Origin of the sequence: Paraburkholderia sp. RCC_158 (genome assembly GCF_041355255.1) — a bacterium.
Lineage (GTDB): Bacteria > Pseudomonadota > Gammaproteobacteria > Burkholderiales > Burkholderiaceae > Paraburkholderia > Paraburkholderia graminis.
Window position 1 is genome coordinate 791,336 of record NZ_JBFUPM010000001.1, and the last position, 14,652, is coordinate 805,987.

Here is a 14,652-nt window from a genome sequence, read left to right on the forward strand (position 1 = left end):
CGTATCGTGTGTCTTCAGTCAGCCCACGCCAGCGGCGCGTCGTTCAAGCCCCAGTAGAGGCTCTTCTGCTGCATGTATTCGCGGATGCCGAGCCGGCCTTTCTCGCGTCCCATGCCGCTCTCTTTCCAGCCGCTAAATGGCGTCGAGATCGAGAACAGCTTGTAGGTGTTGATCCAGATCGTGCCGGCTTCCAGCGCGCGGGCGATCCGATAAGCGCGCTTGTAATCGCGCGTCCAGATGCCGGCGGCGAGGCCGAACACACTGTTGTTGGCTTCTTTGAGCAGCGACGCTTCGTCGTCGAACGGCATCGCGACCAGCACAGGGCCGAAGATTTCTTCCTGGCAGATGCGTGCGTCGTTGGTGAGACCTTCGAGAATCGTCGGCTGAAAATAGGTGCCTTGTTCGCGACCATCGCCGACCGGACGCTCGCCGCCGCACAGCAGGCGTCCGCCTTCTTCAAGACCGAGCGCGACGTAACGCTCGACCGTTTCGCGATGCGCCTGCGTGATCAGCGGACCCATCTGCGTTTCCACGCGCGACGGATCGCCGACGCGCAACTTGCGCGCGCCTTCTACCAGACGCTTCATGAACGCATCATAGACAGAGCGCTGCACGAACAGACGCGAGCCCGCGATGCACGCCTCGCCCGACGAACTGAAAATGCCGTACAGCACGCCGTTCACCGCGTGATCGAGATCGGCGTCGTCGAAAACGATGGTCGGCGATTTGCCGCCGAGTTCCAGCGAAACCGGCATCAGCTTGTCCGCTGCAATGCGCGCGATGCCTCGGCCTACTTCGGTGCCGCCGGTGAACGACACTTTCTTGACGAGCGGATGACGCACGAGCACGTCGCCGATCACCGAGCCCTTGCCCGGCAACACGCTGATCACGCCCTTCGGCACGCCCGCTTCCTCGCAGATGCGCGCGAGCGCCAACGAGGTCAGAGGCGTCACTTCCGCGGGCTTGAGCACGACGGCGTTGCCGCCTGCTAGTGCGGGCGCGAGCTTTTGCGCGTCCGAGGCAATCGGCGAATTCCACGGCGTAATTGCAGCGATCACGCCGATGGGTTCATACACGCTCATCGTCAGATAATCGCCGCGCGAAGGCGTGACTTCTTCGTCGAGCGTTTCGAGGCACGCCGCGAAATAGCGGAACGTGTTGGCCGCGCTCGCCACGAGCACGCGCGTCTCACCAATCGGCTTGCCGTTGTCGCGGCGCTGCAACTGCGCGAGCGCTTCGTGACGCGCCATGATCAGATCGGCGATGCGATACAGAGTCAGCGCGCGTTGATGCGGCTTCAAACCGGACCAGTCCGCGCGACGCCATGCGATATCCGCGGCTTCCACTGCTTCGCGCGCGTCGTCGGCGTTCGCGGTCGAGATTTCCATGTTGACCGACTGGTCCGCCGGATACAGGCTTTTATACGGGTTGCCGCGCCCTTGCCGCCATTCGCCGCCGATAAAAATATCGCCGGTCGGCACAAGGCTGGTATCGAAGTGAGTCATGTCGGTCATTCCGGTTTGCTTCAGCTATTCAACTATTCGGCCAAGGTCTCAAATCACGCAGCGCGCCGCGCGATTGCGTAACGCGCGAATCGCGCTGTACGCGGTCAACGCAGATGTTTTCGGGTTGTCGGGCAACGGCTTGCCGCACATTTCCAGCGACATCTCGCCGAACGCGCCGCGCGCGAGAATCCTATGCACGTTGCGCGTCACATTCGGATCGGCGATCAGGCGAACGGTCGTGTGATCGAGGCCGAGACCAGCGAGCGCAATCGTCGCGGCCACGTTGGCGTTCTTCGGATAGAGACGCGCCGCTTCGCGCGCGCTGCCTTCGAAGATCACCTGCTCGACTTTCAACGTGTTCAGATCGCAGACCTGTTCCGCGGGCGTGCCGAGCCAACCGGTCGGCGGCTTGCGGCCCGTGTACAACACTTCGTCGAGACCACCGAGCTTCGCCGCAGCCAATGCATCCACGCCGCCGATTGCGCCCGAGAGCAACGTCAGCGTCGCGTCGCCTTCGTCGGCTGCGGCGGACAACGCGTCGAGCAACGTCATATCGGATAACGCACCGATCGACGCGACCGCGCAATCCGTGCCGGCCTTCAGCAGCGGCACAACGTGATCGACCAGTGCGCTGTGTCCCGCGCATTCCAACGCGAAATGCGGGCGGCTGCTCAATGCGGACACTGAAGCCACTACGTCCACCGTCGAGCCGACCACTTCGCGCACCGAAGCCATATGACGCTCCGGCACGATCACGTGCGACACGCGCACCGCCGGATCGGCGGCGACCGAGCGGTACACCGCCTGGCCGATCGCGCCGAAGCCGATCATCGCGACATCGACGGGAGCGTGGTGCCCCGCGTAGCCCGCATCACGCATGTTCCGGCTCCTCTTTCTTGACCGGCGGCCCCGCGAACGCGGTCGCGAACGACCCGACCGAGAGCATGTCCACTTCGACCAAGACCGGACCGGTCTTCGCCATGCCTTCGCGAATGATGGCGTCGGCTTCATCGAGCGATTTGATGCGGTAGTGCGTGAGCTTCAGGCTTTCGCAGAACTGCGCGAAGTCCGGCTGATGCAGATCGACATAGCAGCGGCGGCCGCCGTATTGCGCGTCCTGAATGTTGCGGATCACGCCGTAGCATTGATCGTTCATCAACACGATCATCACGTTGGCGTTTTCCTGCACGGCCGTCGCGAGTTCGCCGACGTTGACCATCAGGCCGCCGTCGCCGACGAGGCACACGGTCTTGGCAGCGCTACCCGCAAGCGCCGCGCCGATGCCCATCTGCATCCCCTGGCCGATGCCGCCGCCGAGTGCATGCACGCCCGCGCGCGGCGAGAAAATCTTCAGCATGCGGTTGCCCCACGTGCTGTTCGAGATCGTGACGTCGCGCACCCAGTTGTAATCGCGGCCCACGGCTGACTGCAATGCGTCGACGAGACGCTTGTACGGACCAAGGCCCTTGCCTACATCGGCGACTGCGCTTTCGCGCGCCGCGGCCAGATCCGGTCCGAATGAAGGATCGACCTTCATGCGTCCTTCGAGCAGCGTCGCGAGTTCTTCGAGCACCGCCGACGCATCGCCGTGAACGAACATCTCGTTGCGATAGCCGCGGTTATCGGCGAGCGCGTCGGCGTCGATGCGATACAGCGGTTGCGGCAATGCGAGCTTGTACTTGAGCGTTTCATTGCCGCGCAGACGCGATCCGACGACGACCAACGCATCGCACGTCTTATAGAAACTTTCGACGGCCGAATGCACGTTGAACGCGCCCAGCGTCGCGGGATGATCTTCGGGCAACACGCCGCGGCCCTGCACGCTCGTCACGACGCCGAAGCCAAGGGCGACCAGACGCCCGACCGCGTGAGTCGCATGACGCGCGCCGCCACCGAGCCACAACAGCGGACGCTTCGCCTTCGCGAGTTGCTCGGCGAGTTGCGCGACGCGCTCGCTGCAATGCGTGAGCGTGGTGATATGCGGCGCGGCCATGTCGGCAGGCCATTCGATTTCGGCGGCCTGAATGTCGATGGGAATCTCGACGCTCACCGGACCGCTCGGCGCGGTTTGCGCAACGCGCACGGCTTCGCGGATGGTCGGCAGCGCGGTCTCCACCGAACGCACGCGATATGCGGCCTTCGAGATGGACTGGAGCATCGACAGTTGATCCGGCGCTTCGTGGATGTACGCGAGATCGCGGTCGAGATATTCGGTTTCGATCTGGCCGGTCACATGCAGCAGCGCGGTGCCTGCGGTCAGTGCTTCGACCATCGCGCCCGCTGCATTGCCTGCCGCCGTGCCGGTGCTCGTGAAGGCCACACCGAGTCCGCCCGATACGCGCGCAAGACCGTCGGCCATATTCACAGCGCCCGCTTCGCCGCGCGCGCCGACATAGCGAATCTTGCCGCGGTTGTGGATCGCGTCGAGGATCGGCATGTTGTGGATCGAGATCACGCCGAACGCGGTTTTTACGCCGCACTGCTCGAGAAAAGCGGCGATCAGTTCGCCAACGGTGGTTGTGTTAGACATGTCGTGCAACGCCTCCAGAAACATCGATGTGACTGCCCGTCGTATAGGACGACAGCGTCGTAGCCAGATAAAAGAGCGCTTGAGCGGCTTCTTCGGGTTTGCCGAAGCGGCCTAGCGGAATGTTTTTCTTGCGCGCGAGTTCGGCGGTCCAGTCGTCCCAGCTCTGGCCCGGCTGCGCTTCTTTCGCATAGCGTCGGCGCCATTGCCCCGATTCGACGATGCCGATCAGAATCGAATTGACGCGCACACGCTGCGGCGCGAGTTCCACCGCGAGCGACTTGATGAGGTTCTGCACGCCCGCACGCGCCGACGAAGTCGCGACCATATGCGGCTCCGGTTGCAGCGCGAGCAGCGAATTCACGCAGACCACGGCCGCGTTGCCCGCGCCGCCGTTGGCTGCATCGCGCAGCATCGGCAGAAAGGCGCGCGTGGGGCGAATCACGCTGAAGTATTTGAGGTCGAGTTCCTCGCGCCATGCTTCGTCGCTTGTATCGGCGAAGGTCGACACGCGGCCCTGGCCCGCGTTGTTGATCAGCATGTCCGTGCGGCCGAAGCGTGCTTGCACCGCTTGTGCAAACGCGTTGACGTCGTCGGCGTTCAGCACGTCGCAGCGGCGAGCGAGCAATCGCGCGGCGGGAAACTGCGCGTTCAATGCGGCCTCGGCTTGCGCGAGACGTTCGGTATCGCGGCCGCAGATGGCAACCGAAGCGCCCGCTTTCAGGAACAGTTCGGCGCACGCGAGGCCGATGCCGGACGAGCCGCCCGTCACCACCGCTACTTGCCCGCTGAGATCGATTTGAATCATTTGAGTCCCAATGCCTTCATGTATTTGCTGCCCGCATTCGAACCGTTGCCCGGCCGGTAATTGAGCCGCTGCGAAAGCTCGTCGGCTGCGCGGCGCACCTTGTCCACGAGGCCGCTGTCCAGCAGCGATGCGTCGATTTCCTGGCGCGGAATCGTCGTCGTGATCACGGCGACGATGCGCCCCGTGTCATTGCGCACCGGCGCGCTGACAACCGAAATGCCGCGCTCGAACGACGACTCGCTGATCGCGAAACCGCGCCGCGCGTCGTCGCGAATCCGTTCGTAGAGGTCGTCTACCGTCGCGGGCGTCTGTCGGGTGAAACGTTCAAGTTCCGGCTCGGGATAGAGCTTTTTCAACTCGTCTAGCGTCATGTCGCCCATCAGCACCTGACCGTGCGTCGTTGCATATGCGGGCAGGCGCGTGCCGACGTTGACCTTCACGGAACTGAAAATCGGCGCGTGGCTCTGCGCCTTTGCAACGAAAACGACATCGCGTCCATCGCGAATCACAATGTGCGCCGTGAGACCCGTTTCGTCGCGCAAGGCTTCGATGATCGGCAAGCCGAGATCGGTCAATTCAAGCGAGCTCAGATATTCGAAGCCGAGGCGCAACACGGCGACGCCGAGTCGATAGTTACGGTCTTTATCCGCGCGTTCGAGAAAGCCGAGCGATTCCAGCGTTTGCAGCAAGCGGAACACTGTCGTGCGAGGAATCTGCAGGCGTCGCGACAATTCCGGCGCGCCGAGAACCGGCTCGCGCGGTGAGAATTCGGTGAGGATCTTCAAGCCGCGTTCCAGACCGGGCACGCGGTAACTGCTATCGCTGTTGCTATCGCTGCTGTCGTTGCGGTCTTCGTCCGCGTCGCGCTCGTTGAGGGTGTCGGGCGTCATTCATTGGCTCCGTTGTCCGGCGCTTGCGCGGCAGAACGTGTCGATGATCGCGGTGTACGCGGCGCTTGCTTCGATATAGCCGGCGTGCCCCGCGCGTGGCACGACTTGCAGTTGGGTGTCCGCGGCGAGCGCGAGTCGCTCGCAGGCCGCGGGTGTCGTAATGGTGTCGTCCGCGCCGACCGCGATATGCAGGCGGCCGTTATAGCGGCCCTTCAACCGCGCGAGGTCGCTGGCGAGGTCCGCGTTGGCGAGCAGATGCGTGGCCTGCGCGTAGCCGTGCCGAATCACGCGCGACATGTTCCAGCGCACCCATGCACGCGCTTCGTCGCTTGCATGCGCGGACAACATATTGGCGCTGCGCTTTTCCGCGAGACCTTGCGGGCCGAGTTCGTTGAGCATCGCGAGCCGTTGATCGCGCTTCGTCTCGCGCACTTCCGCGGAAGCCGCGCCATAGCCGCCGGCCGGCGACAACAGCAACAGACCCGCCACACGCTGCGGATGCATCGCGGCAAACGAACCGGCGATGATCGCGCCGAGCGAATGACCAACCAGCACGCAACGTTCGACGCCGAGCTTTTCCAGCCATTCGTTGAGCACATTCGCGTAATCGGTGGCTGCGGGAGAAGCGGCGGCAACCGGCGTCGATTCGCCATAACCCGGCGCGTCCCACGCCAGCACGCGACGGCTCGCGCTCAATGCCTCGAACTGCTGCACCCACGAAGCCGCGCCCGAGCCGATACCGTGCAACAACACGAGCGGCAATGCATCGCTCGTCTCGCATGCTTCGCGATAACTCAGCACGCGCTGCGATGCCAGCTCGACCTGCCGCGCAGGAAAGCGCGCAACGCGTGCTTCGAGCGTGGCGTGTGAAGCTGCGGCGGTAGCGGACGGGACTGCGGACATGATTTCCTTCGTGGACGTTTTGACGAAAAGCGCTTAGCGCTTGAGCGCGGCGAGCGGCGAATCCGGCGGATACGTCGGCGTGATCGGCTTCGGCGAACCGAGCATCACGCACATCAGCGCGTCTTCTTCGCCGATGTTGATCTCCGTGCGATACACGCCCGGCGGCACCGAAATGAGATCGCGCTCGCCGAGCACGGCTTCCCACGTTTCGCCGTCTTTCTCGCAGATCACTTTCATCTTGCCGCGCAGCACGAAGAAAATTTCTTCGACGTCCATATGAATATGGCTCGGGCCGATGTTGCCGGCCGGAATCACCATCGTCGAAAACGTGAAGCCGCCTGCGGGCACTGTGTTCGAATCTTTGGCGACACCTGTGCCGCCCGTGCCGACGTAGCGCATTTGCGCACGGCGATACTTCGGGTCGTAGTCGGCCTGGAATTTCAGCGCGTCCCAGTCGTAGCGACGCGTTTCAAAGCGCGCGACGCGGCTGTCGAGCCACTGCGCAAAGCTCGCGTCCGCGGGTTGGTCCCACGATTTGCGTTCGATATCGGCGTCCGCCATCTCTTTCTCCTTTCGATTCGACAAGATCAATTCATCACGAAGCCGCCGTTCACCGGCAGCAACTGGCCGGTCACGAAGCGCGCGGCATCGGACAAGAGGAACAGCACCGGCCCGGTCACGTCGTCGGGCACTTGCGCACGCGTCAGCGCGCGGCCTTGCAGGTAATACTGATGACGCTCGGCGGGCACATACGCGGTCGCCTCGACTTCGGTGAGGCCGGGCGCAATCGCGTTGACGGTCACCTGATGCGCGCCGAATTCGCGTGCGAGCGAGCGCGTCATCGAGATCACGGCGCCCTTGCTCGCCACGTACGCGAGCAACTTGGGCGCGCCCCACATCGCCGTATCCGACGCAATGTTCACGATGCTGCCGCGGCCCGAGTCGCGCAGATAAGGCAGCGCGGCGGTGCTCATCAACCAGGTGCCGCGCACGTTCACATTCATGACGGCGTCCCAGGTATCGACAGAAAGCTCGTCGGCAAACTTGCCGCCCGAGTTCGTGATGGCCGCGTTGTTGATCAGCGCGTCGATGCCGCCGAGTTGCGTCGCCGCCTGGTCGGCGAATTGCGCGATGCTTTCGGGGTTGGCCAGATCGAGCGGAAGGTACGTCGCCGCATGGCCTTCGCCAGCAAGCGATGCCGCCAGCGCGCGTCCTTCGTCGTGCAGCACATCGCCGAATACGACTTGAGCGCCGGCTTGCACCAAGGCCCGCACGAACGCCGCGCCGAGACCGCGCGCGCCGCCCGTCACGAGGACGCGCCGGCCGTTGAGCATCGCGGACGCGTCGTTATGCATGGTTCTGGCCCGCTGCTTCGGTTTGCGCGGCTTGCGCCTGATGCGCTTCCAGCGCAGCGAAATCCTGTTGCGCGCGCTGACGCAGCATGCGCCGCACACGCGTCATGCCTACATCGTGCTGATAGAGAAACTCATGCTCGCGCGCATTCGGCGCCATGCTTTCGAGCACATAGCGGTCTTGCTCCAGCACGGCCCAATGCAGACCTTCCAGCCGATTGCGATACATGAAGCGCCACGCGTCGCGCTGCCAGCCCTGCACCTTGCGGGTCCGCCAGAAATAGACCTGGCAGTTGTTTTCGTCGACGGGAACCGCGAAGCCGATGATCCCGAAGTTGCCGCCGGGGCCGAACTTCTTCTTGTACGGAATCGCGAGGCGCATCCACAGGCAACCGGTTTCGCCGAGTTCGACCCAGTCGAAGTTCACGTCGCGCTGGCCGACCTTTTCGAACATCAGACCGGTTTCGGTTTTGCGCACGCGCATGTCGGCCTGCTTGTCGCCTTCGGCCATCGAATGCGAAGTCGCGTGCAGGTAGGCGCCGTGCATCGGGTCCATCACGTTGTCGATCGCGTACTGGTAATTGCACTTCCAGTTCGACATGCAGAGGAAGCTCGCGTATTCGTCGCCGACGAGTTCTTCCGGCAATTGCAGCGGCGCGGGTTCCTTGTGGGCGTCGTCGCCGAACCAGAGGAAGATCGCGCCCGCGTGTTCTTCGGCGGGATACGACTTCACGCACTTCTGGCCTTCGAGCGGACAGTTCGACACGGCCGGCACTTTAGTGACCGTACCGCCGCCGTTGACCTCGATCCCGTGATACCAGCACGCGACGCTGCCGCCGAGGTTCCAGCCGAGCGACAGGCGCGCGCCGCGATGCGGGCAGCGGTCTTCGAGCGCGTGGACTTTGCCTTCCTTGTCGCGCCACAGCACGATCTGATCGCCAAGGCGCGTGATGCCGATGGGCGCATCGCCGACTTGCCAGCTCGGCGCGACGGGATACCAGTAGTTGCGCAGGCCGCGATCCAGATACGACTGGATGGGATCGGCTGCGGGTTGACTTGTAGCGGGGGACGTCATGAAGAGACTCCGGATGCGAATGCGGACGCAGTGAGCGTGGTCGAAAAAGCGCGCTTATTCGGCGAGCAGGCGAAATTCGGCGGCGAGGCGTTCGGCGTTCCACGCATTGCCTTCCGGCGTGCGAAAGCCAATGCCATTCAAACCGTCGACGACTTCCTGCAACTCCACCGCGCCGGCTTCGAAAACTTTTTCGAGCGCATCGCCGAAGTCGTTTTCGTATTGCGTCGGCTCGGCCTTGCGCGTTTGCCAGATGAAGTTTTCCGTCTCGCCCGGCTTCTCGATCACGCCCTTGCCGGCGACGTTGTTCGGCTGCGGCGCGAGCCACGGCTTCAGGAAGGGATTGAAGTTCACGGCTACTTCTCGCATGTCATTCCACCTTGATCTGGATTTCTTCACCGGCGAGGCGCACCGAATACGTCTTCAGGTCGCGGCCGCCGGGCTCTTTCAGGCACTTGCCCGTCGGAATGTGAAACACGGCTTCGTGCAGCGGGCATTCGACCGTGTCGCCGTCGATAAAGCCCTGCGTCAGCAGCGCGTATGCATGAGGACAGACGTTTTCGAGCGCATAGAGCGCATCGCCCACCTTGTAGATGCCGATTTCCGTGCCGTCGAGCTTGAACTCGAGCGGCGCGTCGTCGGAGAGGTCGCCGGCATGGCCGGCGCAGCGCCATTGTTCAGTCATTTCTCGCCTTCTCCTGAAGCTCTATGTTCCATATAAGGAACATCAGTTCGTGTATGGATAATTATAGGAGTGACTCTAGCCGCGACAAATAAAAATCTCAAGCGTTAGGGGAAAACACTGACGGTCACTGACTACGCCCAGCAATGCTCTGGTCGGCACACACCCCCAGAACGCTTTGCCGGCGCGGTTTCGGCCGTAAAACCAGCGCATCCGACGAAGCCCAGACTCGGGTTTCTACGGACACCGAAAATTTATTTTGACCACTTTCGAAGTCACTATACTTTCCATAGGCGATACACACGCCCATAGGTGGAACATAAAGCGCGGCAGATTTGGCGGCTCGACCAAAGCTGCATCAACCCAAAAAGCAAGCGATCAGGGACGACGAAACTGGCCCGAGCCACGCGTCGTGTGATCAGGAGAACCAACGGTGAAGCACATCATTGCAGCCGGTTTGACGGCAATCTGCGTAACGACAGGCGCATGGGCGCAGAGCAGCGTGACGCTGTACGGCAGCCTGGATGCCGGCATCGCGTACATCAGCAACGTGGGCGGCCACGCGAAGTGGATCGAGGAACAGGGCAACATGCAGCCCGACCGCTGGGGCCTGAAAGGCGTCGAAGATCTCGGCGGCGGCCTGAAGACGATCTTTCAGTTGGAGAACGGCTTTTACACGAACACCGGCGCGTTCGCGAAGGCGGGCACGCTGTTCAATCGGCAGGCGTTCGTGGGTTTGAGTTCGGACAAGATCGGCACGCTGACTTTCGGCCATCAGACGCCGTTCAGCTTCGACGTGCTGGGTCCGCTCAGCACGGCCTATCTCGCGGCGAGCTGGTATGCGTTCCATCCGGGCAATATCGACGAACTCGCGGACACGGGCGTCGTGCCGTTCGACAACTCGGTGAAGTTTCGCTCGGCCACATTCAACGGCTTCAGCGTCGGCGCGATGATGGGCCTGGGCAACACGACGAACTTCTCGACCGGCAAGACGCTGAGCTTTGCGCTTAGCTATGCGAACGGTCCGTTCAAGGCCGGCGCGGCGTATGCGAACGAGCACAACCGCACGCCGTCGATCGTCACCACGGGCATCACCAGTTTCCAGGGCGTGCCCGCCGCCAGCTACAGCGCGGACAAGGTGCAAAACATGGGCGCGGGCGCGTCATACCAGTTCGGCAAGCTGCTCGTGCACGGTCTTTACACGCGAGTGAAACTGGAGTCGGCCGGGCACTCGGACACGTATCAGAGCTACGACGTCGGCGCGAATTATCAGTTCACGCCGTTCAACAGCGTGTCGGGCGGCGCCGCGACTACCACGCTCGCCGGGCACCGCTGGACGCAGTTCGAGATCGGCGACATCTACGCGTTGTCGAAATCGACGCAACTGTATGTGAATGCGCTCTATGAGCGTGCGGGTTCGAATACCGACGCTGCGTTCTTCACTGCGGGCGTGTCGAGTGGCCGCAACCAGACGATCATTCTGACCGGCATCCACCACTCGTTCTGAGCGGAAGATCGGAACCTCGAAGCCTCCGAACTAGCTCGCCGTGACCGGTTTGCGGCGAGCCTGCGACGCGGTAGGGTCGTCCGCGCGCGGACGATAGCCCAGCCGCTCCGACAATTCGAGCGCGGCCTGGCACACGGCGCTAATGAGCGGCTCGCGCTCCTCGCTCTCGCCCAGGTCGGAACGCGGAATCGTGACCGTCAACGCGGCGGCGATCTTGCCGCTCTGGTCGCGCACCGGGGCGCTCACTACTGAAATGCCCCGCTCGAACGACGCCTCGCTCAGCGCATAGCCGAGCGCCGCGCTTTCGCGCACTCTTCCGTACAGTTCTTCGACAGTCGCGGGCGTGCGTTCGGTGAACCGTTCAAGCTGCGGCTCGGGATATAGCTGACGCAGTTCGTCGAAAGTGAGATCGCCCATCAGCACCTGGCCATGCACCGTGGCATGCGCGGGCAGACGCGTGCCGACGTGCACCTTCACCGAACTGAACATGGGCTCATGAGTTTGCGCTTTGCCGACGAACACCACGTCGCGCTGATCGCGAATCAGCAGATGCGAACTCAAACCGGTGACGTCGCGCAGACGTTCGAGAATCGGCGTGCCGACGTCGGTCAATTCGAGCGAGTTGAGATATTCGAAACCGAGCCGCAGCACCGCGACGCTCAGCCGGAAATAACGGTCGCCGTTGACGCGTTCGAGAAAGCCGAGCGCCTCGAGCGTCTGCAACAGACGGAAGGTTGTGGTGCGCGGAATGCCGATGCGCCTGGACAATTCGGGAGCGCCGAGCACAGGCTCACGCGCGCTGAATTCGGCGAGGATACGCAGGCCGCGCTCGAGGCCCGGCACGAGATAAGTCGAGCCGCCGGCGCTGTCTTCGTCCGCGCCGCTTTCCTGCGCCGAAGGCATGACATCGTCCTGCGAAACCGGCGCTGCCGCAGCGCGGGGCCTGGTCTGCTTGCGTGCCGCTCCTGTCTGCTCTTCTTTTGCCATCTTGGCTGCCGTTTTTCTGCTGTTCATCGAGGTCAGATCAGCATGATAGCGTCTTTGCGGTGCTATGCTTTGATGCGGTCCGCTGCGCGAGGCCTCGTAGCCTCGCCTTCGTTCCGCTCAAGCGTCCGGAGACTACGCTCATGCCTAATTCCGTGCAGATTCAGGTTGCCGATTCGCATCTCTATCCTGGCTGCGCGGTGCACATCGCGCACTTGCCGGAGCCGGCGCGAGCGGCCGCCGCAATCGTCGAATTCGCGGATGGCTCGGGCGCTCATGCCACCTGTCATCTGCGGGCGCACGACGAACTCGAACTGACCGTCGACGGTTACGCGACCCAACAGCGCCATCCGGTCAATTCAAGGCATTGGCTGCTGTTTGCCGTCGATGCAACGCACAACAGTTGGCGCGTGAAGCGCCGCTTGCCTTAGTTGCCGCTTAGTTGCGCCTTAGCTGCAAACCCCCGCCGCACCATCAGCACGATCGTAGCTTTCGCCGGCGTCTCGCGCGCCGCCCCGAGCCGCATTTGACGCTCGTCACGCCCACCTGGGAACCGACCGATGACAGACCACGACTCCTCGCCGCCGAACTCCAATAGCGCCGACAGCGCCGATCACCCCGCCAACGCCGCGGACGACCCTCTCAATCCCGAGCGCCGCCGTGTACTGACGGGCCTCGCCGCCGTCGGCATCGGGCTCGCGCTGAGCGGCTGCAAGACCGAAGAGATGGCGAGCGCCGCCGGCCCGCGCAGCGCGGCGGATATACGGCTCGATGCCGCACTGCGCGACCAGGTGAAACAGATCGTGGTGATCTACGCGGAGAACCGCAGTTTCGCGAACCTCTACGGCAATTTTCCAGGCATCCAGCATCCACTCGATGCCGTCACCGCCGAGCGCTATCTGCAACTCGACCGCGACGGCAAGACGCCGTTGCCGCGACTGCCGGCCATCTGGGGCGGCCTCGTTCCGCAAGCCCAGGAAGTGGACGGCAAGCGCTACATGATCGGCCAGAAGGACCTCGGCAATCTGCGCAACGGGCCTTTTCATCTCACCGACGCGCAAGGCGCGCCGCTGCCCACCGGCGTGATCACGCGCGATCTCGTGCATCGCTTCTATCAGAACCAGATGCAGATCAACGCGGGGCGCAACAACCAGTTCGCCGCGTGGGGCGATTCGGGCGGCCTCGTCATGGGCCATTACCGCAATTCCGCCGATACCCTCAAGCTCTGGAGTCTCGCGCAGCAATACACGCTGTGCGATAACTTCTTCATGGCCGCGTTCGGCGGCTCGTGGCTGAACCACATCTTTCTGATTTCGGCGCAGGCGCCGTTCTATCCGGACATCCATAACAGTCCGGCGAAGAAAATGGTGTCGGTGGTCGAAGGCGACGATCCGACCGGCGTGCGGCTGAAGCCCGCGCCCGACTCGCCGGCATCGGCATTGGACGGTCCGCCGAAATACGTCAACGACGGCGCCTTCACCGCCGACGGCTACGCGGTCAACACCATGGCGCCGCCGTATCAGCCGAGCAACGTGCGCCCGGCGGAAGGCGGCGACCCGGCATTCGCGGACGCGTCGAATCCGCGCGTGCTGCCGCCGCAGCATTACGCGACGATCGGCGACCGTCTCTCGGATAAAGGCGTGGATTGGGCGTGGTACAGCGGCGCGTGGCAATACGCGCTGGAGCATCAGGACACGGGCGCGGTGCCCGACTTCCAGTATCACCATCAGCCGTTCAACTACTTTGCCAACTACGCGCCGGGCACGGCGGCGCGGCGCAAATATCTCCGCGATGCGGGCCTCGGCAGCGAGCCGTCGACGAACCGTCTGATCGCGGACATCGACGCTGGCCGTCTGCCCGCCGTCACGTTCTATAAGCCGCAAGGCGATCTGAATATGCACGCCGGTTACGCGGACGTCGAGTCGGGCGACCGGCACATCGCGCGCGTCATCGAGCATATCCAGCGCGGTCCGCAGTGGGCCAATACGGTCGTAATCGTCACCGTCGATGAAAACGGCGGCTGGTGGGACCCGGTCGCGCCGCCGAAAGGAGACCGGTGGGGGCCGGGCTCGCGAATTCCCGCGCTGGTGATTTCGCCGCTTGCCAGAAAGGGCTACGTCGATCACACCGTGTACGACACGAATTCGATTCTTCGGCTGATCAGCCGCGTGCACGGACTCGCGCCGCTCGACGGCGTGATGGCGCGCGATCGCGCGTTCGCCCGTAACGGCCTTGTGCCGCCTGGCGATTTGACGGCGCCGCTGGACCTCGCGTGAGCTCGTCGAAGGACGCGCCGCGCGAGCTGCGCGTTCGTGTCGCAGGCAGGCGTTTGCGCGTCCATCCAGGCGTGTTTCCGCGCGGGCTTCGGCGTCGCTTTTTAACGCCGAAACTCATAGCTTCGCCTTGAATAACCGGTGCCGCG

General features: G+C 63.4%; 15 protein-coding genes. 3 read left to right on the forward strand and 12 right to left on the reverse strand.

Translation table 11 applies throughout. The features are described 5' to 3' along the window. Positions 1–14: 14 nt before the first annotated feature. Genes AB6809_RS03585 through AB6809_RS03635 form a run of 11 tightly spaced genes read right to left on the reverse strand, consistent with a single transcriptional unit; the run spans position 15 to position 9,742 of the window. A complete protein-coding gene (locus AB6809_RS03585; RefSeq protein ID WP_371026037.1) occupies positions 15–1,505 on the reverse strand; it encodes an aldehyde dehydrogenase in 1,491 nt (496 codons plus the stop codon). Between the two features lie 48 nt (positions 1,506–1,553). Then, the gene (locus AB6809_RS03590; protein WP_029967225.1) at positions 1,554–2,384 is read right to left on the reverse strand and encodes an aspartate dehydrogenase; all 831 of its coding nucleotides are present in this window, start codon (positions 2,382–2,384) and stop codon (positions 1,554–1,556) included. Next, positions 2,377–4,035 (reverse strand): thiamine pyrophosphate-binding protein, encoded by a 1,659-nt coding sequence (locus AB6809_RS03595; RefSeq protein WP_029967226.1) that lies wholly within the window; start codon positions 4,033–4,035, stop codon positions 2,377–2,379. The genes AB6809_RS03590 and AB6809_RS03595 overlap by 8 nt, the downstream gene beginning before the upstream one ends. After that, the gene (locus AB6809_RS03600; protein WP_006047374.1) at positions 4,028–4,840 is read right to left on the reverse strand and encodes an SDR family oxidoreductase; all 813 of its coding nucleotides are present in this window, start codon (positions 4,838–4,840) and stop codon (positions 4,028–4,030) included. The genes AB6809_RS03595 and AB6809_RS03600 overlap by 8 nt, the downstream gene beginning before the upstream one ends. Further along, positions 4,837–5,730 carry an IclR family transcriptional regulator gene (locus AB6809_RS03605; RefSeq protein ID WP_371025999.1) on the reverse strand — a complete coding sequence of 298 codons (894 nt, stop codon included), beginning with the start codon at positions 5,728–5,730 and terminating at the stop codon, positions 4,837–4,839. Before AB6809_RS03605 ends, AB6809_RS03600 begins: the two co-directional genes overlap by 4 nt. Continuing rightward, positions 5,731–6,633 (reverse strand): alpha/beta fold hydrolase, encoded by a 903-nt coding sequence (locus tag AB6809_RS03610; RefSeq protein ID WP_029967229.1) that lies wholly within the window; start codon positions 6,631–6,633, stop codon positions 5,731–5,733. It abuts the gene before it with no gap. Positions 6,634–6,666: 33 nt separating this feature from the next. After that, positions 6,667–7,194, reverse strand: coding sequence for a cupin domain-containing protein (locus tag AB6809_RS03615; protein WP_029967230.1), 528 nt, complete (start codon positions 7,192–7,194; stop codon positions 6,667–6,669). Between the two features lie 26 nt (positions 7,195–7,220). Further along, positions 7,221–7,988, reverse strand: a complete 768-nt coding sequence (locus AB6809_RS03620; RefSeq protein WP_029967231.1) for an SDR family oxidoreductase — start codon at positions 7,986–7,988, stop codon at positions 7,221–7,223. Beyond that, a complete protein-coding gene (locus AB6809_RS03625) occupies positions 7,981–9,060 on the reverse strand; it encodes an aromatic ring-hydroxylating dioxygenase subunit alpha (RefSeq protein ID WP_029967233.1) in 1,080 nt (359 codons plus the stop codon). The genes AB6809_RS03620 and AB6809_RS03625 overlap by 8 nt, the downstream gene beginning before the upstream one ends. A 54-nt stretch (positions 9,061–9,114) precedes the next feature. Beyond that, positions 9,115–9,426, reverse strand: coding sequence for a recombinase-like helix-turn-helix domain-containing protein (locus AB6809_RS03630; protein WP_006047380.1), 312 nt, complete (start codon positions 9,424–9,426; stop codon positions 9,115–9,117). A gap of 1 nt (position 9,427) precedes the next feature. Next, complete coding sequence (locus AB6809_RS03635) at positions 9,428–9,742, reverse strand: non-heme iron oxygenase ferredoxin subunit (RefSeq protein ID WP_006047381.1); 315 nt, start codon at positions 9,740–9,742, stop codon at positions 9,428–9,430. A gap of 430 nt (positions 9,743–10,172) precedes the next feature. On the opposite strand from AB6809_RS03635, the gene AB6809_RS03640 reads away from it, so the two are divergent. After that, positions 10,173–11,246, forward strand: coding sequence for a porin (locus AB6809_RS03640; protein ID WP_006047382.1), 1,074 nt, complete (start codon positions 10,173–10,175; stop codon positions 11,244–11,246). A gap of 30 nt (positions 11,247–11,276) precedes the next feature. Here the strand turns inward: AB6809_RS03640 and AB6809_RS03645 are convergent, their stop codons facing one another. Next, entirely contained in the window at positions 11,277–12,233 is a 957-nt protein-coding gene (locus AB6809_RS03645; protein WP_029967239.1) for an IclR family transcriptional regulator, read from the reverse strand. A 140-nt stretch (positions 12,234–12,373) separates the two neighbouring features. Between AB6809_RS03645 and AB6809_RS03650 the strand changes: the two genes are divergently transcribed. Together AB6809_RS03650 and AB6809_RS03655 are read left to right on the forward strand one after the other, a co-directional pair. Beyond that, entirely contained in the window at positions 12,374–12,661 is a 288-nt protein-coding gene (locus tag AB6809_RS03650; protein WP_006047384.1) for a hypothetical protein, read from the forward strand. Positions 12,662–12,790: 129 nt separating this feature from the next. Further along, a complete protein-coding gene (locus tag AB6809_RS03655; RefSeq protein WP_029967241.1) occupies positions 12,791–14,506 on the forward strand; it encodes an acid phosphatase in 1,716 nt (571 codons plus the stop codon). Positions 14,507–14,652 lie beyond the last annotated feature (146 nt).

Bases quoted from the DNA above. Each gene is read 5' to 3' on its own strand.
- AB6809_RS03585 (WP_371026037.1), bottom strand. From the start codon at position 1,505: ATGACTCACTTCGATACCAGCCTTGTGCCGACCGGCGATATTTTTATC.
- AB6809_RS03590 (WP_029967225.1), bottom strand. From the start codon at position 2,384: ATGCGTGATGCGGGCTACGCGGGGCACCACGCTCCCGTCGATGTCGCG.
- AB6809_RS03595 (WP_029967226.1), bottom strand. From the start codon at position 4,035: ATGTCTAACACAACCACCGTTGGCGAACTGATCGCCGCTTTTCTCGAG.
- AB6809_RS03600 (WP_006047374.1), bottom strand. From the start codon at position 4,840: ATGATTCAAATCGATCTCAGCGGGCAAGTAGCGGTGGTGACGGGCGGC.
- AB6809_RS03605 (WP_371025999.1), bottom strand. From the start codon at position 5,730: ATGACGCCCGACACCCTCAACGAGCGCGACGCGGACGAAGACCGCAAC.
- AB6809_RS03610 (WP_029967229.1), bottom strand. From the start codon at position 6,633: ATGTCCGCAGTCCCGTCCGCTACCGCCGCAGCTTCACACGCCACGCTC.
- AB6809_RS03615 (WP_029967230.1), bottom strand. From the start codon at position 7,194: ATGGCGGACGCCGATATCGAACGCAAATCGTGGGACCAACCCGCGGAC.
- AB6809_RS03620 (WP_029967231.1), bottom strand. From the start codon at position 7,988: ATGCATAACGACGCGTCCGCGATGCTCAACGGCCGGCGCGTCCTCGTG.
- AB6809_RS03625 (WP_029967233.1), bottom strand. From the start codon at position 9,060: ATGACGTCCCCCGCTACAAGTCAACCCGCAGCCGATCCCATCCAGTCG.
- AB6809_RS03630 (WP_006047380.1), bottom strand. From the start codon at position 9,426: ATGCGAGAAGTAGCCGTGAACTTCAATCCCTTCCTGAAGCCGTGGCTC.
- AB6809_RS03635 (WP_006047381.1), bottom strand. From the start codon at position 9,742: ATGACTGAACAATGGCGCTGCGCCGGCCATGCCGGCGACCTCTCCGAC.
- AB6809_RS03645 (WP_029967239.1), bottom strand. From the start codon at position 12,233: ATGGCAAAAGAAGAGCAGACAGGAGCGGCACGCAAGCAGACCAGGCCC.
- AB6809_RS03650 (WP_006047384.1), top strand. From the start codon at position 12,374: ATGCCTAATTCCGTGCAGATTCAGGTTGCCGATTCGCATCTCTATCCT.
- AB6809_RS03655 (WP_029967241.1), top strand. From the start codon at position 12,791: ATGACAGACCACGACTCCTCGCCGCCGAACTCCAATAGCGCCGACAGC.